This is a genomic window from Paenibacillus sp. FSL H7-0735 (assembly GCF_038008505.1).
Lineage (GTDB): Bacteria > Bacillota > Bacilli > Paenibacillales > Paenibacillaceae > Paenibacillus_AQ > Paenibacillus_AQ odorifer.
In genome coordinates this window covers 4,698,350-4,717,365 of sequence record NZ_JBBOZH010000001.1, presented here as the reverse complement: position 1 = coordinate 4,717,365, position 19,016 = coordinate 4,698,350, and the positions used below count along the sequence as shown (strand labels likewise).

The window sequence follows — 19,016 nt, the reverse complement described above, 5'->3', positions numbered from 1 at the left end:
CGGTTACACATTGGGGGATGAATTAAAGAATGATGACGATCAAAGATGTCGCAAAAATAGCTGGAGTTTCGGTAGCAACAGTCTCACGGGTTATAAATGAATCTGGATATGTGAATATCGATACTCGCAAAAAGGTTGAGGCAGCGATCAAAGAAATGAATTATACCCCTAATGAGGTTGCAAGATCATTGTACAAGCGGAAATCTAAATTAATCGGGCTGCTCTTGCCTGATATTACCAACCCCTTCTTCCCGCAGTTAGCGCGGGGGATAGAGGATCGGATGCAGGAGCAAGGTTATCGGATCATCTTTGGCAATAGTGATGAGAACGAGGACAAAGAGATGGATTATATTCAAACCTTTATCCAAAATAATGTCATTGGCATGATATCGTCAACCAACTTCCCTGAGAGCGACGTTTATTCTAACTTGAAAATTCCGGTCGTATTTCTGGACCGTACTTCTAACGATAGCCCTTCCGTATACGCAGATGGCAAAAAGGGCGGACGTCTTGCAGCACAAGAGATTATCGCACGGGGAAGCAAAAAAATCACAGTAATACAAGGACCGGCGCATATCAAACCTGCACAAGATCGATTTCTTGGGGCGATTGAAGTACTTAATGAAATGGGAATCAGCTATAATGTGATCCAAACTTCATCCTTCTCCCATACAGTAGCAGAACAATGGGCTGTGGAGTTATTTGCTAAATATATAGATACAGATGGCGTAATTGCCAGTAATGATATTGTCGCGACGGCAGTCATTCATGAAGCACATCGTTTAGGTAAAAGAGTGCCGCAGGATCTGCAAATCATCGGATTCGATGATATCCCGCTTAGCAGCTTGTTGTCACCTGCTTTATCCACCATTCGCCAGCCGGCACATGATATGGGTAGAGAAGCGGCGGGTTTACTTATTAAGCTAATTGAGCAAGATAAGGTGGAAGAGAAGATTATTCAACTACCCGTTAGCTTTGTGGAGCGGGAAACTACAAGAAGTAAAGAATAGATGACAACATGAGAAAGGTTGATGAAAATGGCTAAGATTTGTGTAATTGGCAGCTGTTCAATGGATTTAGTAGTGACTTCGAATAAGCGACCTCACGCGGGTGAGACTGTGCTTGGAGAACAATTCTCCACCGTTCCGGGCGGTAAGGGCGCGAACCAAGCAGTCGCTGCAGCCCGTCTTGGAGCAGAAGTTACGATGGTTGGTTGTGTAGGTGATGATTTCTATGGTACCGCTATCATGGATAATCTGAAAAAGAATCGCGTTTTTACCGCCAATGTGGAACCGGTTACACATGCCGAAAGCGGAACAGCCCACATCATTTTAGCGGAAGGTGATAATAGCATTATCGTTGTAAAAGGAGCCAATGATTTAGTTACTCCTGCTTTGGTTGAACGGGCACTTGAGAATATTAAAGGCTCTGACATGGTATTAATTCAACAAGAAATTCCGGAAGAAACGGTGTCTTTTGTAAGTGAGATTTGCCACAAATTCAATGTGCCTATGTTGCTTAACCCAGCACCTGCTCGTCCTATCAGTGAAACGATTATAAACAATGCCACCTATTTAACACCCAATGAACATGAATGTGCAATATTATTTCCTGAGATGAGTACTGCTGAAGCTTTACGCAAATATCCCAATAAGTTATTTATTACCGAGGGCAGCAATGGTGTGCGTTATTACGATGGTAAACAGGAAGTTTTAGTTCCCACCTATAAAGTGAATGCTATAGATACCACTGGAGCAGGAGATACTTTTAATGCGGCATTTGCTGTTGCTCTAGCTGAAGGCAAGTCTATTCGAACTAGTGTAAAGTTTGCCAATCGCGCGGCTTCTTTATCCGTCACAAAATTTGGTGCCCAAGGTGGCATGCCAACAAGAGTAGAGGTGGAGGTGAGTCTTTAATTATGAAAAAACAAGGAATCTTAAACAGTCATATTTCCAAAGTGCTTACTGATTTAGGCCACACCGATACGATTGTCATTGCTGATATTGGATTACCCGTTCCACCTGGTGTTCCAAAGATTGATTTAGCACTTAAATTGGGAGTTCCCAGCTTCCAAGAGCTTGTCGAAATCATTTCAGAGGATATGGTCATTGAGAAAGTTATCGTAGCAGAGGAATTAGCTGAAAAAAATAAAGATACCTCTGAATACTTGAATGACAAATTTAAGGAAATACCTATAGAGGCGATTTCACATGAACAATTTAAATGGTTAACCCAGCATGCGAAGGTCATCATTCGTACGGGGGAAGCTAAGCCTTATGCAAATTGTATTTTACAAGCCGGGGTCTATTTTTGATAAAAAGGGGGTTCAAAGCGTATGCACATTACGATGAAAGATATTTATAAATCTTTTGGGGCTAACCGCGTGTTGACGGGTGTGGATTTTGAACTGAAGGATGGCGAAGTTCATGCCCTAATGGGAGAAAATGGCGCAGGCAAGTCTACTCTGATGAACATTCTGATTGGACTGCATCAGCGTGATCAAGGGACCATTACTATAGATGGTCAGGAAACATACTTTAATAATCCCAAAGAGGCTGAACGTTATGGGATCGCTTTTATCCATCAGGAGCTGAACGTGTGGCCGGATATGACGGTTCTAGATAATCTGTTTATTGGTAAGGAACGAACCTCCAAACTAGGGATCTTAAATATGAAAGAGATGAAAGCGTTAGCAAATGAACAATTTCGTAAGCTCTCCGTAACGATTCCCTTAAATCAAGAGGCGGGGGAATGTTCGGTAGGTGAGAAACAGATGATTGAGATTGCAAAAGCGCTTATGACTCATGCAAAAGTTATCGTCATGGACGAACCGACAGCGGCATTAACCGAACGGGAAATCCAAAAATTGTTCGAAGTCATAACTTCCCTTAAAAAGGAAGGCGTCTCCATCGTGTATATTTCGCACCGGATGGAAGAGATCTTTACGATATGTGACCGAATAACGGTCATGCGAGATGGGAAAACAGTAGACACGAAGCCTATTCCAGAGACTAACTTCGATGATGTAGTTCGGAAGATGGTAGGGCGTGAATTAACTGACCGGTTTCCTGAGCGTACCTCCAAACCCGGAGAGGTTGTTCTTGAAGTCAAAAATGCCACGAAAAAAGGGCAATTTAAAGATGTTAATTTCTCCGTTCGTTCTGGTGAGATCTTAGGCTTCTCAGGATTAATGGGATCTGGACGAACAGAAATGATGAGAACCTTATTCGGATTGGAATCGTTAGACCGTGGTGAGATTATGGTACGGGGAGAAAAGGTCACGATTCGAAATCCCAATGATGCGATGAAGGTGGGGATAGGATTCGTTACGGAGGATCGGAAAGATGAAGGGTTAGTGCTTGATTTCTCTATTCGAGACAATATGGTCCTTACAAATTTATATAGCTTCGCTCCTAAGGGTGTAATCATTGATAAAAAAGAACAAGAATTTGTAGACATACTTATCAAACGGCTGCACATCAAGACACAGTCTTCCTCCACTTTGGTCCGGAATTTATCCGGGGGGAATCAACAAAAAGTGGTCATCGCTAAATGGATTGGGATTGGCTTAAGTGTGCTTATCCTCGATGAACCTACCCGTGGAGTGGACGTAGGAGCTAAACGGGAGATCTACCAGCTCATGAACGAATTAACGGAACGTGGAGTCGCCATTATCATGGTATCGTCAGAGCTTCCTGAAGTTTTAGGAATGAGCGACCGGATCGTAGTGGTTCATGAAGGGGAAATTAGTGGAGAGCTATCACAACTAGAAGCTACGCAAGAAAAAATCATGACGTTAGCTACAGGGGGGCAATAGTAATGACAACTATCAAAGGTGAGAGAGAAAATAAAGGTTTTCAAATCGGGCAAATTACACAGAAGCTAGGTCCATTACTAGGGCTGATTATTCTAATTGTTATCGTTACGGTGTTGAACCCAAGCTTTATGGAGCCCCTTAATATCCTGAACTTGCTTAGACAAGTTGCCATAAATGCGCTTATCGCTTTTGGGATGACCTTTGTTATTCTAACGGGTGGTATCGATTTATCGGTGGGTTCTATTCTAGCCCTATCCAGTGCCTTCACAGCTAACCTGATGTTGTCAGGTTGGGATCCTGTCTTAGCTATTATTGTAGGTTGTTTAGCGGGTGGTGTGATGGGGATGGTCAATGGACTCATGATTACCAAAGGTAAAATGGCACCATTTATCGCTACGTTGGCGACCATGACGATTTTCCGGGGATTAACTCTTGTATACACAGACGGTAATCCAATCACAGGTCTTGGAGACAGCATGACCTTCCAATTGTTTGGTCGTGGATATTTACTGGGAATACCTGTACCTGCTATAACAATGCTCATCGTCTTCGCAGTCTTATGGGTTGTATTGCACAAAACTCCATTTGGTCGTAAAACCTATGCCATTGGTGGTAATGAAAAAGCATCAATTATTTCAGGGATTAAAGTAGACCGCATTAAAATTATGATCTATTCATTGACCGGTATGTTGTCCGCATTGGCAGGAGCTATCCTGACTTCCAGATTGAACTCAGCACAACCCACAGCAGGCACATCCTATGAGCTGGATGCTATCGCAGCTGTAGTATTAGGCGGTACGAGCTTAACTGGTGGTCGTGGACGTATCGTAGGCACATTGATTGGTGCACTGATTATCGGGATTTTGAACAATGGTTTGAACTTGCTCGGCGTATCCTCTTTTTACCAAATGGTGGTCAAAGGGATCGTTATTGCCATTGCCGTACTCATAGACCGTAAGAAAGCCGTATAAGGGGGATTCCAACATGAAAAAGTTAACTTTGATTCTTACTTCCTTACTATTAATTCTCATGACAGGATGTTCCTTGGAGCCTCCAGAGTGGGCTAAGCCTAGCAGTGGTGGAAGCATGGAGAATATGAAGATTGGATTATCCATATCTACATTGAATAACCCCTTCTTTGTATCCGTTAAAGATGGTGTTTTGGCCGAGGCTAAGAAGCAAGGCTTGGAAGTCCTTGTCATTGATGCCCAAAATGATTCTGCTAAACAAAGTAATGACGTCGAAGATTTGATGCAAAAAGGTGTGAATGCGTTATTGATCAATCCTGTAGATTCATCAGCGATCTCGACGGTAGTGCAAACAGCTAACAGTTTAAATATTCCCGTCGTTACTTTGGACCGTTCCGCAGATCAAGGGGATATCAAAGCTCTTGTTGCCTCTGACAATGTAAAGGGTGGCTCTATGGCGGCAGAATATATTGTAGAGCAGCTTGGGAAAGGTGCAAAGGTCATCGAGCTAGAAGGATCCCCAGGAGCGTCAGCGACTCGGGAACGCGGTAAGGGATTCCATGAAATTGCGGACAGCCAGCTAGATGTCATTGCTAAGCAAACGGCTGATTTCGACCGTACGAAAGGCCTGACCGTTATGGAGAACCTTCTACAAGGAAATCCTGGCGTACAAGCAGTTTTCGCTCATAATGATGAAATGGCGCTAGGTGCCATTGAAGCCATTCAAAGTTCAGGCAAGAATATCCCTGTGATTGGTTTTGATGGAAATGAAGATGCACTTAAATCCATCGAAGCTGGTAAATTAACAGGAACCGTTGCTCAGCAGCCTGAATTAATTGGCCAGCTAGCCATTCAAGCCGCTAAGGATGTATTAGAAGGCAAAACCGTAGAAAAGCTGATTGCGGCACCGCTTAAACTAGTTGTTAAAGAGTCAAAATAATAACCATTATAGAAAAAGACTGCGCTCGCCGATTTGGCGAGCACAGTCTTTTTTGCTGTACATTGCAGCTTATTCTTCAATAACTCTATCCGGTAGCTGTGTAACATAGCTGTCTGACAAATGGAGCAGTTGTAAGGCACGCTCGAATTCGTCTTCTGTGGATTGCAGAGGTTGATCGCCGTTACCAGATAAAGTATAATGCTGGCCATCCTCGAAGCCACTGCCGGATAAGAAGAGCTCTTCGTTATTTACGAAAGATCCTGTAGGCAAATAATACCGTTGTGGAAGTAAGTTATATGTTGATTGATTCAAGAGATCTTGTCCGAAATGAATATGATCTGTAAGTGAGACACCCAATAAATTAGATACGGTAGGTAAAATATCCACTTGCCCGCCCAGCTGATCTTTTACACTAGGTGTTGTAATCCCTGTCGCTGACATGATCAACGGAATATTAATCAATTCACGTTCCGAATATTCATGGCCGAGAATCTCTTCCAGTAGGAGATGATCATCCTCTTTTAGAGAGAAGATAGGCAGCCCACGATGATCCCCGTACAATACGATCAAGCTGTTATCCCACACTCCGTTTTGTTTGAGCTCATCAATAAAAAGTCCTAGCGCATAATCAGCATAATTCTGAGCCCGAATATAATCGCCAACAAGCGTTCCTTCGAATCGCACTGGAAGTGTCATTTTGTATTTATCCTCTGGGATGGAGAACGGGTTATGAGATGACATCGAAATTACATGGGAGTAGAAGGGCTGGTCATCCTGATCCATTCTTGCCAGCTCTGCAGCGGTTTTTTCATACAAAACTTCATCAGAAGCGCCATAAAATACTGTGTCTTCTTCCCCGAAGTAAGTTTTATCATAATAACGATTGAATCCCAAAGCACTATAAAGCTCACCACGGTTCCAAAAGTCGACTTCGTTCGTATGGAATGTTGCCGTATCGTAACCTTGTGCTTGCAGCAGCTTGGGTAAGCTTGGAAGCTCTTTAGGAGCGTACATTTGGGTAGCTGGACCATCAGGTGGTACATAAAAAGAAGTGTTCACAATAAACTCTGCGTCAGAAGTGTTGCCTTGTCCAACCTGCTGGTAGAAACGCGGGAAGTAGAAGCTGCTGGCCGCAAGCTTGTTCATATTTGGTGTGATTTCTTGTCCATCAATCTTTAGATTGATTAAGAAGTTCTGGAAAGACTCCATTTGCAGAATGATTAGATTTTTTCCTTTGGCGGCTCCAAATAAAACCGGGTTAGAGATCGCTTGAATTCCTTTGGTTTTATCAATAGTGGATTGCGTAATCTCAGAGACGTCAATTTGTTCTTCCTCTTGATCAGCTAGCAGAGAGTAGGCTTCATAATTAAGAATGCCCATTTGCTCCGCTTTAATCGTTTCGTTCATACTGGCACGGTTTGGAAAAATATTCATTGCACAAATGATGATGGAAATACAGAACAGGACTGCCACCGCTTTACGGTTACTTTTGCGCGACATGGCTTTTTTCCAATCCAGTGCTTTCTGTTTTCTAAACATCACCAAGCTGATGACAATGATATCCACAAAGATAAGCATATATTGAGGACGAAGGACCGAAAATATACTTTTCTTTACGGCTCCCACTTGTTTGACCTGATCTAATACTTGCGAAGTAGCAATGATGCCAAAATGATTATGATATACAATTAATGAGAAAAATAGAGTAGTAATCAACACATTGACAAGCATGTAAATTGCAATTTTTCGTTTCGTAGCGAACCATTCAATCAAGCAAAAGACTAGAAGTACAAAAGGGATTTCTTTAAGCCAAGTGGTCCAAGTAGGGCCATCTTCAAATAGAAAATACCAGGCAAAATAGCTTTTTACAAGCATAATGAGAGAGAAGAATAGCAGGGATCTTTTACTGAGGGTACGAGGTTCTTTAAACGGCATTGCTTATGCCCATCCTTTTCTTTTTAGATTAGTTCATTCTATTACATTGAAGCGTTTAAAATCAACTAGATTTGGGTATGTCTGAGTGAAATTTTCCTGAATATTACAGTTTAGGTGGATTGAATAGTTCGCGATATATAAAAATTTTTTATGAAGATGAACTTTTTACAGTGCTCCTGACTCATATAGGGGAGAGAGGTGAAGGCATGGATGTTATACGATTGGTGAAAAAAGCCAAAAAAGGAAATAAAGAAGTTTTGCTGCAATTAATTATGTCTGAAAAAGATGTTTTTTATAGGCTTGCGTACAGCTATATGGGAAATGCGCAAGATGCAATGGATGCCATGGAGGAAATGATAGTTACGTTATACGAGAAGATTGATCAACTTAAGAAAGAGGAGTCTTTTTACAGCTGGAGTAAAACGATTTTGGTAAATGGCTGCAAAAGGCAGCTTCATAAGCGAAGCAAACTGGTGTTATTAGAGGATTGGAGCTCCAATGATAAGATGGAAAGCGTCCATGTTGCACCAGGCGATCCTTATCATAAAAGTGAACAGCAAATGGATATGCAGGCGTTATTGTTACATGTGAACGAGCAGCAAAGAGAAGCAATTCATTTAAGGTATTTTCATGATCTCGATTATCAAACGATAGCTGACATTACACAGGTCTCGATCGGAACTGTTAAATCAAGAATCTACAATGGATTACAAACGCTAAAAAATCATTACAGAGGTGATGTTGATGAACGATAACGTCGAACAACGATTAGTTAATGAGAAGAGGAATTTAGAGTCCATAACTGCACCTGAGGGTTTAGAAATGAGATTAAGAAATGCTTTAGACTCGGCACCCCCAAAAAGAATAAAAAGAAAAAGCTCCCCCCTCTGGAAGATTGCAGCCGTCATCTTATTAGTGATAGTGGTTTCTGGAAACAGCTATAATGCCTTCGCTTATTATGGAAAAAAGTTATTTGGTTTTGATGAGGTGTTAGAGGGAACTTTACAACAACTCAATGAACAAGGAATGGGACAAAGCATAGACAAAAAGACGACGTTAGCAGATGGAACAGAACTTAAGATTAACGGAATTATGGCAGATGCCAATCAATTTATTGTGTATTACACGTTAAACAATCCTAAGGGACTAGAGGAGACGGGAGATCATTTTAGTCCTTCTAAAATAGAAGGGTTTCTCACGAATTCCAACATAAGAAGTGGTGTATCTTTAAACAATGACGAACATACAGAAATAAAAGGCACGATGACATTTGATAGCGTAAGCCCATTTTCGAAAAAACTAACACTTCATTACTGGGGACCTCTACAGAAAGGGCAGATGAGTGAAGGGAGCATAACGTTTTCTTATAATCCAAATCAAGCGATGGTGACTCAGATCAAACAGTCGATTAATAAAAAGGTCAAAGCCGACAAAGGATCAATTACCTTCAAATCGATCACGGCCACACCAACCATGACAGTGATTAAAGGGAGTATGAATGTCGAGAATTTCGATCGAATAAGATTAGGGCTAGAAGGCATTCAATTAATTGCCAATGGAAAGCCTGTAGAAATATTAGGTAGTAGCAATAAAACCTCGCTGGGTGGGAGATCATTTGATATTCGTTATGACACCTTGCCAAAAGAACTACATTCATTGCAGCTGGTTGTTAAAGAGTTTGTTGGATATCAGAAGCTGGAAGAGAAGTATCCTCTAAATGCTGATAGTAATGAGCCGATTCTACTGGGGGATAAAGAATTATGGATTAAGGATGTGTCCAATACCGCTCAAGGGATTGAAGTAACTATTGCTACAGATGAGGATGTAATGCTGGATGGTGTGTCTATAGAAAATGCTGGCGAAAACACGGCTTTAAAAACAACAATTAATCAAAAAGAGTCAGAACAAAACAACGGTAAACTCATGAAGGAACGCACCTTATTATTTGATACACAAACGAAACCTGAAAATATTCTGATAGAAGGAATACATTATATGAAGGAATATAACAAGGTGATTGAGATTCCAGTGGATTAAAAAGAGGTGCCATATCCATAATTTATGAAATATAGTAAGCTATAATAGTCTGAGAAAGTGAGGGGGTTATGGAAAATATAGGAGCTTATAAGGTGAGTCGTCCGTCGTTAATGTCGCTTCTGTTTTCTATGATTTTTTCAAGTAGCATACTACTGTTAAATGCCAGAAATAATATGGAGTATAAAGTATTACTTTATTTTGGTTATATATGGTTGACCTTCTGTCTGATTGTTGTAATCATATTGCTCTATAGGATCATTACGATTAGAAAGTTCATTGAGGTTCGGATTCTTCCAGACTCTATACTAGTAGATAACAAAGAAATTCAAGCGAAACAAATTGAGAATATTTATGTAAAGGGCTATTTCATACCCGTAATAGGCATTAAACCTGTAGATCACAAATTTCCTCCCTATAGATTATGTTTTAGTTTTCTTGACGAAGAATACAAGGGAATGAAAGAACTAACCGCATGGGCCGAACATAATCAGATTAAACTATCTAAAAAAAGATTTATGAGATGGCTTTAACCGGGCTCTGACCAGTCCACCATACCGCGCTATATGCGCACTGCGGAGAGGATGGGTGTCCCAAAAGCCGAAAATGGCTACTGGGGCACCTCATTTTTTTTGCTCCATCATCGAACCCCAAACGTCGCTCGTTTCCTCTATCCCCCCAAGCCGCACATTCTTCGATCAAATTTGCGTGCCCAGAAGTAGCTATCGGACACAGATGACCCTTAGACGCGTCATATCCCACTTTTGGAATCCTAACGGACCGCATAGTCGCTATTGGCCTGAAAAACACCCCAAATGATGCCTTTTCGACGGAATAACTGCGCTGGAGTCCGAAACCTTGCTCCAAAGGCGAAATATTCGCAAATAACGTCAACTGGGTCCGAAAGTAACCTTCTTCCATCATCGAATCCCAATTATCGTTTGTTTTCACCATCACTCCCCCAAGCCACACTTTCTTCGATCACATTTGCGCACACGAAGCGTCTTACGGGTACAATTGACTCTAAAACAAGATTCTATCTCACTTTTGGAGTCCTGAATACCGCATAGAGACTGATTACGCCAATACGCTAATAGGTGGGATGAATGGAAAACACCTAGTTTTTGTTGCAAATACAACAATTATGGTATACTATTTTCCTGTCACATCTGCATAACACCATATAAATAGAGCTCAAAATAAGAGTTTATTTGTAAATTGATATTTTAAAAGGAGAAAACACAATGGCTATAAATATAAAAAAGTGCACGTTCGAAGATTTAGGTTCACTTCAAGGAATTAGTGTTGAAACATTTAATGAGACATTTAGTAATCAGAATTCACCTGAAAATATGAAAGCCTACTTGGATAGAGCATTTAACTTAAAACAATTAGAAAAAGAATTGTCGGATAGCTCATCGGAATTCTATTTTATTTATTTTAATGAAGAAATAGCTGGGTATTTAAAGGTTAACACCGATGATGCTCAATCTGAAGTAATGGGCAATGATTCGCTTGAAATCGAGAGGATTTATATTAGGAAAAAATTTCATAAACAGGGGCTTGGGCAATATCTAATAAATAAAGCTATAGAAATAGCGATACAATGTAATAAAGAGAAGATTTGGCTGGGGGTTTGGGAAAAAAATAAGAACGCCATTAGCTTTTATGAAAAAATGAAGTTTGTTCATACAGGAACTCATTCTTTTTATATGGGTGATGAGGAACAAATAGACTTTATTATGACAAAACAACTATAACATTTCTCTTAAATGATGTTAACTAAGGAGCGATAGGAGGCTTAGAATGAAGCAACTTTATATAAAACAAAAGGTATTCAGTCTAAGTGGTAAATTCACGGTAAAGAATCAGCAGGAGCAAGATGTCTATTACGTAGAGGGCAGTTTTATGCAAATTCCCAAGACTTTCTCTATTATGAATACAACAAGAGATGAAGTCGCACTAATTACGAAAAAGGTGTTCAGTTTTTTACCAAAGTTTTTTGTTGAAGTAGATGGTCGAGAGGTGTTAACGATTAAGAAGGAGTTTTCTTTCTTTAAAGCACGTTATACGATTGATGCTGCTGACATTGAGGTACATGGTAACTGGTGGGACATGGATTTTCAGGTTTTACAGCATGGTGTAGTCATCGGTAAAGTGAACAAGGAGTGGTTCACTTGGGGTGATAGCTATAAGGTTCAAATATTGAATGATGAGATGGAGACGCTCATGATTGCGTTCGTTGTCGCTATTGATTGTGTGAAGGCTGACCAAGCATCTGCATCTCATCAGTGACGATTTAACATTAAAGTTGAAAACTTAACAAGGTGACGTGGACGGAATTAATTCAGCAGGTGCTGATGAGTGTAATTGGCTTAGTTTATTTATAATGCGTTGAACCGTACTATAAGTAGGAGCAAGTTTAGTTTTTTGATATTGCCTATGTTAGATCTTATTGTTGATTTTCATTTTTTGAAAAAACGCCCATTGCGCCCAAGCGCCCTCTCCACGAATGCATATGATGATTATGCCTACTCATTGAAAGGAGCGATCACATATGGGATTTTTTCCAACACCGGGAGCCGGCGGAGGATTTCCAGGATTCCCGGGCGGACCTGGCGGACCTGGCGGACCTGGCATGCCAGGAGGACCCGGAGGACCTGGAGGACCCGGGGGACCAGGGTTTCCGGGAACCCCCGGACAATTTCCGGGGGGTGCACCAGGAGGCGTTCAAGCGCCGACGGCTCCTCCACCGCAATTCGTGCCGCAAATGTCGACTACCACATTTGCCATTGATCCCGGAGGGATCAGACGCTGCCTGTTCCGCAACACATACATTTGGCTGAACAACGGCGAGCAATTTTGGTTCTTTCCAGTATTCGTCGGGCGTAATTCTATTGCAGGGTTCAGATGGAACGGTTTTTTCTGGTCGTACTTTGGTATTGATTTGAATCGGATCGCTTCGTTCACGTGCTTCTAAAGCAGACAGCGATAGAGAACAGCCAGCAGGCTGTTCTCTATGTTATGCGAATTTTCGTGTTCCGGGAGTAGTGAATTACGCAAAAGATACATAGACAAGGTTCATTTTTCCCTGACGCTGACGTTAATACTAGATTCAAAAAAGGACTACTCTGCGAAGGATAACCTTAAAGCTTGCCGTTACAGACAGCGCGTTGAGCCGTATCATTAATCACGGTAATGCGGAGGGTTGGGCACGTTGGGTGATCCATTCTGTTATGAATTCAATTAGTTTTTTTGCCGCTGGAGAGGCATTTTTAATGGATGCGGCTGCAATGCCAATAGAACGATAATGCTCTCCTTCTAATGGGCGATAACATACATTGTCGGGGAGATGTGACAGAATCATTTCGGGGAGTATACTTACTAGGCAGATTTACAAATCCCAAGTCAGCGGTTCCATCGGCAATCCATTCTTCTATTTCAGAGTAGTTACCATCAAGTAGTTTTATTTCAATATGTGGAAACTGATTTTGAAATTGTTTAATGATTTGGGGCATCCATTGGATCGATACACTAGAGAAAGTACCTATTTTCACAGTGCCGATTTCGACACCCTTTAATGCAGCTATTTCTTGATTGAGTTTTTCATTAAGTTGGAGGATTTCTCTGATATGTGGGATTAAACGTTCGCCATCGTTGGTTAACCGGATACCCGATCTGTTTCTTATGAGAAGACACAGTCCGAATTCAGCTTCTAAGCTAGAAAGCGCATGACTGATGGCTGATTGTGTTAGATTTAATATCTCTCCTGTTTTGGTAATGCTGCCAATCTCAACTACCTTACTGAAAATCTGATATTTTAAAAGATTCATAATGATTTCTCTCCTCAATAATATATGAAAAAAATTCATTAAACTAATAATTAATATTCATTATTTTTATCTTAATTATAATAGTATAATCTGTTTTATATAAAAACATCTACGATTAAAGGGGAGTTTGAGCGGAATGGTTCATGAATCAAACGGATCTTATTATGCAGTCATATTTTCAAGTCAACGTACGGAGGGGGATAACGGATATAACATTATGGCTGAAAAAATGGAGCAGCTTGCGTCCGGGCAACCAGGGTTTTTAGGAGTGGAAAGTGTCCGGAATTCTTCAGGAGCGGGTATTACGATTTCTTATTGGGAGAGCTTAGAGGCGATTAGTAACTGGAAACAGCATCAATCTCACAAAGTTGCTCAGGAGAAAGGTAAGAAAGAATGGTACCAAAATTACAAAGTGAAAATTTGTAAAGTTGAAAGAGAGTATTCTTGAGTGGTAACATATTACTGCAACTGCAAAGTAATTTGGGAATCAATCCATTGAAGCGTACAACAACAATTGTTTTATTTCAAAAGGATGCGAAGAAACTTATCCGAGAAAATAGAAGATTCCTTTACTAATTAGATAAAATATAGATATAGGATGATTATTAAATGAACTATCAAATTAAAAGGGCGACCCTTGAAGAAAAAGAAATCCTCAACAACCTAATGCAATTTTATATGTATGATTTCTCCGAGTATATGGATTTGCACCTTGAAGAAAACGGAAAATTTAATGATTATCCTCTCAACGATTACTGGACAGAAGAGTCGAATTTCCCATATCTGTTAACTCTGAATGAGAAAAATGCTGGATTCGTTTTAGTCAAATTAAAAAATAGAGATGATGATTTATACTTTTCCATTGCAGAGTTTTTTATTATAAAAAAGTATCGGAGAGTAGGATTAGGTAGACTAGTTGCAAAAGATATTTTTAATTTACATAAGGGGCAATGGGAAGTTTATCAAATAGATAATAATGAGCCCGCACAACGCTTTTGGAAAAAGGTAATAGAGGAATACACTGGCGGAAAATTCACTGAACGAATTGAAGCAGGGAGAAAGACACAGGTGTTTGTTAATTGAGTTTGAATCTTAAGCTAACAGGATACAGTAGATCAATAAAAAGCGGCAGTCGTGGACTTTATTTACTAGTTCAGGGCTGCCGTTGTTTTTTAGGTTCTCCAGAAGTGATGTTATAAGCCAGTTGCTTTGGGATTTTTGAGTAGTACAAAATCTCTTCTGGTGTTAAAATTACCCAAAAAGTATTTTAGGAGGCTAAGACGGGAATTATGCTAAATATACAGCAGATTGTAGAACTTATTCCTCATCGCTATCCGTTTATTTTAGTGGACAGAATTATTGAGTTGGAGGAGAACAAGAGAGCAGTAGGTATAAAAAATGTATCCATTAATGAACCGTTTTTTAGCGGCCATTTTCCTGAGCATCCTGTTATGCCAGGTGTTTTAATTGTGGAGGCATTAGCCCAGGTAGGAGGAATCACAATGTGCAAAAACGAAAAGCTGATGGGCAAGATAGGGTTATTAGTTGGCATTGATAATGCCCGTTTTAAGCGCCAAGTAACGCCTGGGGATCAGCTTCTTCTCGAATTCGAAGTCAATCGGATGAAAGGTGAGATTGTAAAAGGCAAAGGCATCGCAACAGTAAATAGTGAGCTGGTATGTGAAGCTGAGATTTCTTTTGCATTTGTGCAAAAAGGAGGTTCAAAATGAAAAGGATGCCGTTTGTACGACCAACTGAACATTACGATCTGCAAATTAAGGATATCGACGAGCAAATATGTGCATTGATCAAGCAACGAAAGGAAATCTCGAATAATAATCCAGGATTCCCACCGTTTGAATCTATCTCTAAATGGGCAGAAAATTATGAGCTCTATGAGGATTTTTTGAAAGCGGTATTTGGGACATTGCTAAGTGAAGATCATTTTAAACCGATGGTTGAGCCAATTGATTTTAGAAAACATATTGCAGTTCTTAAATCAATTGAGAAAGATGAATTATTTTATACACTGACCTCTATACGTCAATACAGTAATGCTAGTGTGGTCACCCTTAATATAGATTGGGACATGACAACTGAGCTTCCAGCAAATTCTCATAGCCATAGCTTTTTCGAGCTGTTTATAGGAGAAGAATATGATAGTCGAATGACGAATGGCGGAAGTTCAACCGGACAAGCTTCTTATAATTACGTGATTTCTCCACCGCTTTCTGACGATCCTTCAGGCGTTACATTAGAGTTCAGGAAATATGGTAAACCCTTCAAGAACAATGAGACAGGAGATCAAATTGTTTTTAGGCTGTAGTACTTATTTATTCACCGGAAAATATTGCTTATAGCTGTCTCCATTGCTATGATCAAAAGTGGAGATCCGAGCGAAGTTAAATTAGGCGCCGCTCCATATCACAGTTAACGGATTTTAGTGAATTAAAAACCGGCCATCCTGAGGGGATGGCTGTTTTCTGTGTAAAACAAATTCAATGATTCATTTCCAGCCATAAAAACTACGAAGGTACAGTTTACAAGGTAGATATTCAGGAATACGAAAATTGATGACCCCACACAGACTTCAGATGTCTGTATTTTTTTGCTAATTGTGGTTCTATAGTATGATTTTTTGGGATTATTTGAAAAATGGTTGAGAAATACATAGTGTATAGTCAATACTGTGACTTATAATGTTAGCTTAGGTAATGATCTAAAACCCTTAATATAACCTTGAATATATTCATTTACGCAGCAAAAGGCTGAAAGGAAGTCATCTCTTGTTTGAAACCCTACTTTTGAATTTTTTGTTTTTGCTTTTTCCAGTATTAACATTTCTGATATTTTTTGAGAATCGGGCCTATTCCTACAATAGATTGATTCTCGTTTTTATGTCAGCAGTGACCATGAGTCTCTGTATCGCTAAACCTATCAGACTAGAAATTGGCTATATTTTTGATTTAAGGTACATTCCGTTTATTATTGTGGCACTCTTTGGAGGATATAGGAATGTTTTTCCTCTATATATTATTTTGAATGCGTACAGATTCTATGTGGGTGGAGATGGCGTATTTTATTCGTTTCTATTTGCGACGGCGATTCTGATTTTGGTGCCGTTATATAAAAACAGATTTTTAAAATTACCATCGAAAGGTCGTGTGATTGCGGCAAATCTGATTGCTTTGCTAATTATGGGGGTTTATCTGTTTATTTTAGGTTTGGTTCAGGATTCTTTAGACAGGCAATTTTGGATTCTTTCATTAAATGCTTTGACGACTCATGTTGGGGTGATGAGTGTCATTATGATTTTGATTGAAAAAATTATATCTAATATTAAAAATCGGGAACGGATTGTCCAATCGGAAAGATTAAATGTCGTCAGCGAGCTAGCGGCAAGTGTATCCCATGAAATCAGAAATCCACTTACAGTGACTAGTGGTTTTTTGCAGCTATTAAATAAATCTAAAACAATGACGCCAGAGGAAAAGGGATTTGTAGAGTTGTCTCTACAAGAGCTACAGCGAGCAGAAAAAATTGTAAGTGATTATCTCTCCTTTGCCAAGCCACAATCTGAAAACATGGTTTACTCCAATATGAAGGCAGAATCAGAATATACTAAAAATATCATAATGCCTTATGCCACCATGCACAAAGTAGATGTTCAATTCAATTTTAATAATTCCTTAAATAAAAATTATGACCGGAACCAGATTCAGCAGTGTCTAATTAATTTATATAAAAACGGTATAGAAGCGATGAAGGAAACCGATGGTGGAACGCTATTTATCGATATATTTGAAAAAAAGCAAAATATTATGATCAGTATCAAAGATAACGGAGTCGGCATGACTAAAGATGAAATATCGCGACTCGGTAAACCGTATTATTCTACTAAAGCAGAAGGGACGGGGCTGGGTATGCTTATGGTCTACAGTACCGTCGATAAAGTGAAAGGAAATATTGAAGTCGATAGTGAAAAAGGCAAAGGGACAACATTCCTTATAACCATCCCAACATAGGCAAGTTGCAGAGAGTATCTTTTGCTGTTTATACCCCACTAGGAGTGTGTAATACCTTTCATGAATGGATTTCGTGTAAAAAGGGCAACGTGCCTGCGCGAGTCCCATCTGGAGGTGCAGCAATGGAGATATTTGTAACTATAGGCGTCAAATTGGTCATCAGCTTTTTTGGTTTGTGGATCATTACCTTTATTACCGGCCGCAAGACGCTTAGTCAATTGACACCACTTGATTTTCTGTCTTCATTGATTTTAAGTGAAATTGTCGGCAATACGATATATGATGATGAGGTGAAGATCTGGCATCTGCTGTTTGCTCTTTTTATTTGGACCGCATTATCTTATCTGTTCGAAAAGGTGACTACCCATTTTGTGAAATTCGGGAACATGGCGGAAGGCCGGACAGTGCTGCTAATTGACGATGGCATAGTGAATCAGGATTTGTTGGAGAAATATGATATTGAGTATACCCAACTGCTGTTCATGCTGAGGCAACAAAATATCTTTTCCCTAAGTGAAGTACGGTATGCTCTGCTCGAAACGAACGGTTCTCTATCGGTAATGCGCAAGTCTGAAGATGAGCAATCTTCTGCTTTTTCCGTTACAGTTATTGATAAAGGCAGGGTACTGGAAGAGTCTATGCGTGGCAGATCGATGAACAAGGAGCAGATTAAGGAACGCGTCAGAGAGCAGGGCTATAATTGCATTGAGGATATTGCCTATGCTGAATATAAAGAAGACGGAACACTCTATATCCTTCCCAAAAACAAACCATAAATCCACATGATGAGACGCTGGAGCCGGGAGGCTCAAGTGTCTTTATTTGAAATCAGGAGTGCAAACTCAACTTTTTGGGCTTCACATTACATTGTTTGGAGTAGTTGTGATATTAGCCTATGAGGGTGGCCGCGGGATAGGCGTTTTTATTGGATTAGTTGGGCTGTTTACGGGTATCTTGGGCTCTTTTAGAGATTCCTCTAAATCGGAGGATAAAAAGAATATCTGACAGCTTATATATTTACTAACTTTCGGAGGGGTATAACTTTATGGAGATTTCTATATGTAAAGCAGACGCGAGTGACGCAGCGTTTATTCATGAAATGCAAGTCAAAGCCTTTATGCCATTGCTGGAGAAATATAAAGATTATGAAACCAGCCCAGCCAATGAAACTGTGGAACAAATCAGGGATCGAATTAATCAGTCTTTTGCAGATTATTATATGATTAAGTATTTTGATATTGCTGTGGGCGGTGTCCGCATCCTTAAAAAGGAAAATAAAACTTATCGGGTCAGTATCAAAGAAATGGGAGCTGGATAGTATTATACAGGAGCAAAGGAATTGCTATTTATATGAAAAGTTAGGGTATAGAAGCACGGGAGAAACCAAAAAAATAAATGACAACTTAACATTAGTTTTTTATGAAAAACATATGAGTTAAAGCCTTAGGATTATACTTAAAAAAA

Annotated in this window: 19 protein-coding genes and 2 pseudogenes; 19 read left to right on the top strand and 2 right to left on the bottom strand. The window is 39.9% G+C overall.

Translation table 11 applies throughout. The annotated features are described in order from the left end of the window. Nucleotides 1-29: 29 nt before the first annotated feature. From NSS82_RS21480 to rbsB, 6 genes are read left to right on the top strand one after another with little or no spacing between them, the layout of a single operon-like run. Nucleotides 30-1,010 (top strand): LacI family DNA-binding transcriptional regulator, encoded by a 981-nt coding sequence (locus tag NSS82_RS21480; RefSeq protein ID WP_036688945.1) that lies wholly within the window; start codon nt 30-32, stop codon nt 1,008-1,010. Between the two features lie 27 nt (nt 1,011-1,037). After that, the gene (rbsK, locus tag NSS82_RS21475) at nt 1,038-1,916 is read left to right on the top strand and encodes a ribokinase (RefSeq protein ID WP_036689135.1); all 879 of its coding nucleotides are present in this window, start codon (nt 1,038-1,040) and stop codon (nt 1,914-1,916) included. A gap of 2 nt (nt 1,917-1,918) precedes the next feature. Further along, complete coding sequence (gene rbsD / locus NSS82_RS21470; protein ID WP_038572233.1) at nt 1,919-2,314, top strand: D-ribose pyranase; 396 nt, start codon at nt 1,919-1,921, stop codon at nt 2,312-2,314. A 21-nt stretch (nt 2,315-2,335) separates the two neighbouring features. Continuing rightward, nucleotides 2,336-3,817: a sugar ABC transporter ATP-binding protein gene (locus NSS82_RS21465; RefSeq protein WP_038572232.1), complete on the top strand. Its 1,482-nt coding sequence runs from the start codon at nt 2,336-2,338 to the stop codon at nt 3,815-3,817. Between the two features lie 2 nt (nt 3,818-3,819). Further along, nucleotides 3,820-4,788: an ABC transporter permease subunit gene (locus NSS82_RS21460; RefSeq protein ID WP_036688938.1), complete on the top strand. Its 969-nt coding sequence runs from the start codon at nt 3,820-3,822 to the stop codon at nt 4,786-4,788. A 13-nt stretch (nt 4,789-4,801) separates the two neighbouring features. Beyond that, entirely contained in the window at nt 4,802-5,725 is a 924-nt protein-coding gene (gene rbsB, locus NSS82_RS21455; protein ID WP_036688935.1) for a ribose ABC transporter substrate-binding protein RbsB, read from the top strand. Between the two features lie 69 nt (nt 5,726-5,794). Here rbsB and NSS82_RS21450 read toward each other — a convergent pair whose 3' ends face one another. Continuing rightward, on the bottom strand, nt 5,795-7,660 hold the full coding sequence (locus NSS82_RS21450; RefSeq protein ID WP_076272003.1) for an LTA synthase family protein: 1,866 nt from the start codon (nt 7,658-7,660) through the stop codon (nt 5,795-5,797). 224 nt (nt 7,661-7,884) lie between these two features. Between NSS82_RS21450 and NSS82_RS21445 the strand changes: the two genes are divergently transcribed. From NSS82_RS21445 to NSS82_RS21420, 6 genes are all read left to right on the top strand, one after another. Further along, on the top strand, nt 7,885-8,415 hold the full coding sequence (locus NSS82_RS21445) for an RNA polymerase sigma factor (protein WP_370511296.1): 531 nt from the start codon (nt 7,885-7,887) through the stop codon (nt 8,413-8,415). Continuing rightward, complete coding sequence (locus NSS82_RS21440) at nt 8,405-9,697, top strand: DUF4179 domain-containing protein (protein ID WP_076272001.1); 1,293 nt, start codon at nt 8,405-8,407, stop codon at nt 9,695-9,697. Before NSS82_RS21445 ends, NSS82_RS21440 begins: the two co-directional genes overlap by 11 nt. A 68-nt stretch (nt 9,698-9,765) precedes the next feature. After that, nucleotides 9,766-10,227, top strand: a complete 462-nt coding sequence (locus NSS82_RS21435; RefSeq protein WP_076105271.1) for a hypothetical protein — start codon at nt 9,766-9,768, stop codon at nt 10,225-10,227. Nucleotides 10,228-10,938: 711 nt separating this feature from the next. After that, entirely contained in the window at nt 10,939-11,454 is a 516-nt protein-coding gene (locus NSS82_RS21430; RefSeq protein WP_076271999.1) for a GNAT family N-acetyltransferase, read from the top strand. Between the two features lie 46 nt (nt 11,455-11,500). Beyond that, on the top strand, nt 11,501-11,989 hold the full coding sequence (locus tag NSS82_RS21425; RefSeq protein ID WP_076104991.1) for an LURP-one-related/scramblase family protein: 489 nt from the start codon (nt 11,501-11,503) through the stop codon (nt 11,987-11,989). A gap of 262 nt (nt 11,990-12,251) precedes the next feature. Further along, complete coding sequence (locus NSS82_RS21420) at nt 12,252-12,674, top strand: transporter (protein WP_076271998.1); 423 nt, start codon at nt 12,252-12,254, stop codon at nt 12,672-12,674. Nucleotides 12,675-12,884: 210 nt separating this feature from the next. Here the strand turns inward: NSS82_RS21420 and NSS82_RS21415 are convergent. Beyond that, nucleotides 12,885-13,527 (bottom strand): annotated as a pseudogene (locus tag NSS82_RS21415) (LysR family transcriptional regulator). 136 nt (nt 13,528-13,663) lie between these two features. Between NSS82_RS21415 and NSS82_RS21410 the strand changes: the two are divergent. From NSS82_RS21410 to NSS82_RS21380, 7 genes and pseudogenes are all read left to right on the top strand, one after another. Then, nucleotides 13,664-13,975 (top strand): antibiotic biosynthesis monooxygenase family protein, encoded by a 312-nt coding sequence (locus NSS82_RS21410; protein WP_076104988.1) that lies wholly within the window; start codon nt 13,664-13,666, stop codon nt 13,973-13,975. Nucleotides 13,976-14,136: 161 nt separating this feature from the next. Continuing rightward, nucleotides 14,137-14,610 (top strand): GNAT family N-acetyltransferase, encoded by a 474-nt coding sequence (locus NSS82_RS21405; protein ID WP_036688911.1) that lies wholly within the window; start codon nt 14,137-14,139, stop codon nt 14,608-14,610. Nucleotides 14,611-14,816: 206 nt separating this feature from the next. Further along, nucleotides 14,817-15,257 carry a 3-hydroxyacyl-ACP dehydratase FabZ gene (gene fabZ, locus NSS82_RS21400; protein ID WP_076104987.1) on the top strand — a complete coding sequence of 147 codons (441 nt, stop codon included), beginning with the start codon at nt 14,817-14,819 and terminating at the stop codon, nt 15,255-15,257. After that, entirely contained in the window at nt 15,254-15,853 is a 600-nt protein-coding gene (locus NSS82_RS21395; protein WP_076100216.1) for a chorismate mutase, read from the top strand. Before fabZ ends, NSS82_RS21395 begins: the two co-directional genes overlap by 4 nt. Nucleotides 15,854-16,313: 460 nt before the next feature. Continuing rightward, nucleotides 16,314-17,552 (top strand): ATP-binding protein, encoded by a 1,239-nt coding sequence (locus NSS82_RS21390; protein ID WP_038572208.1) that lies wholly within the window; start codon nt 16,314-16,316, stop codon nt 17,550-17,552. Between the two features lie 122 nt (nt 17,553-17,674). After that, on the top strand, nt 17,675-18,328 hold the full coding sequence (locus NSS82_RS21385) for a DUF421 domain-containing protein (protein WP_076143734.1): 654 nt from the start codon (nt 17,675-17,677) through the stop codon (nt 18,326-18,328). Between the two features lie 269 nt (nt 18,329-18,597). Next, nucleotides 18,598-18,991 (top strand): annotated as a pseudogene (locus NSS82_RS21380) (GNAT family N-acetyltransferase). The last annotated feature ends 25 nt before the right edge of the window (nt 18,992-19,016 follow it).

What these genes read in the sequence shown, in the direction of transcription:
- NSS82_RS21480 (WP_036688945.1), top strand. Translation starts at nt 30, where the DNA reads ATGATGACGATCAAAGATGTCGCAAAAATAGCTGGAGTTTCGGTAGCA.
- rbsK (WP_036689135.1), top strand. Translation starts at nt 1,038, where the DNA reads ATGGCTAAGATTTGTGTAATTGGCAGCTGTTCAATGGATTTAGTAGTG.
- rbsD (WP_038572233.1), top strand. Translation starts at nt 1,919, where the DNA reads ATGAAAAAACAAGGAATCTTAAACAGTCATATTTCCAAAGTGCTTACT.
- NSS82_RS21465 (WP_038572232.1), top strand. Translation starts at nt 2,336, where the DNA reads ATGCACATTACGATGAAAGATATTTATAAATCTTTTGGGGCTAACCGC.
- NSS82_RS21460 (WP_036688938.1), top strand. Translation starts at nt 3,820, where the DNA reads ATGACAACTATCAAAGGTGAGAGAGAAAATAAAGGTTTTCAAATCGGG.
- rbsB (WP_036688935.1), top strand. Translation starts at nt 4,802, where the DNA reads ATGAAAAAGTTAACTTTGATTCTTACTTCCTTACTATTAATTCTCATG.
- NSS82_RS21450 (WP_076272003.1), bottom strand. Translation starts at nt 7,660, where the DNA reads ATGCCGTTTAAAGAACCTCGTACCCTCAGTAAAAGATCCCTGCTATTC.
- NSS82_RS21440 (WP_076272001.1), top strand. Translation starts at nt 8,405, where the DNA reads ATGAACGATAACGTCGAACAACGATTAGTTAATGAGAAGAGGAATTTA.
- NSS82_RS21435 (WP_076105271.1), top strand. Translation starts at nt 9,766, where the DNA reads ATGGAAAATATAGGAGCTTATAAGGTGAGTCGTCCGTCGTTAATGTCG.
- NSS82_RS21430 (WP_076271999.1), top strand. Translation starts at nt 10,939, where the DNA reads ATGGCTATAAATATAAAAAAGTGCACGTTCGAAGATTTAGGTTCACTT.
- NSS82_RS21425 (WP_076104991.1), top strand. Translation starts at nt 11,501, where the DNA reads ATGAAGCAACTTTATATAAAACAAAAGGTATTCAGTCTAAGTGGTAAA.
- NSS82_RS21420 (WP_076271998.1), top strand. Translation starts at nt 12,252, where the DNA reads ATGGGATTTTTTCCAACACCGGGAGCCGGCGGAGGATTTCCAGGATTC.
- NSS82_RS21410 (WP_076104988.1), top strand. Translation starts at nt 13,664, where the DNA reads ATGGTTCATGAATCAAACGGATCTTATTATGCAGTCATATTTTCAAGT.
- NSS82_RS21405 (WP_036688911.1), top strand. Translation starts at nt 14,137, where the DNA reads ATGAACTATCAAATTAAAAGGGCGACCCTTGAAGAAAAAGAAATCCTC.
- fabZ (WP_076104987.1), top strand. Translation starts at nt 14,817, where the DNA reads ATGCTAAATATACAGCAGATTGTAGAACTTATTCCTCATCGCTATCCG.
- NSS82_RS21395 (WP_076100216.1), top strand. Translation starts at nt 15,254, where the DNA reads ATGAAAAGGATGCCGTTTGTACGACCAACTGAACATTACGATCTGCAA.
- NSS82_RS21385 (WP_076143734.1), top strand. Translation starts at nt 17,675, where the DNA reads ATGGAGATATTTGTAACTATAGGCGTCAAATTGGTCATCAGCTTTTTT.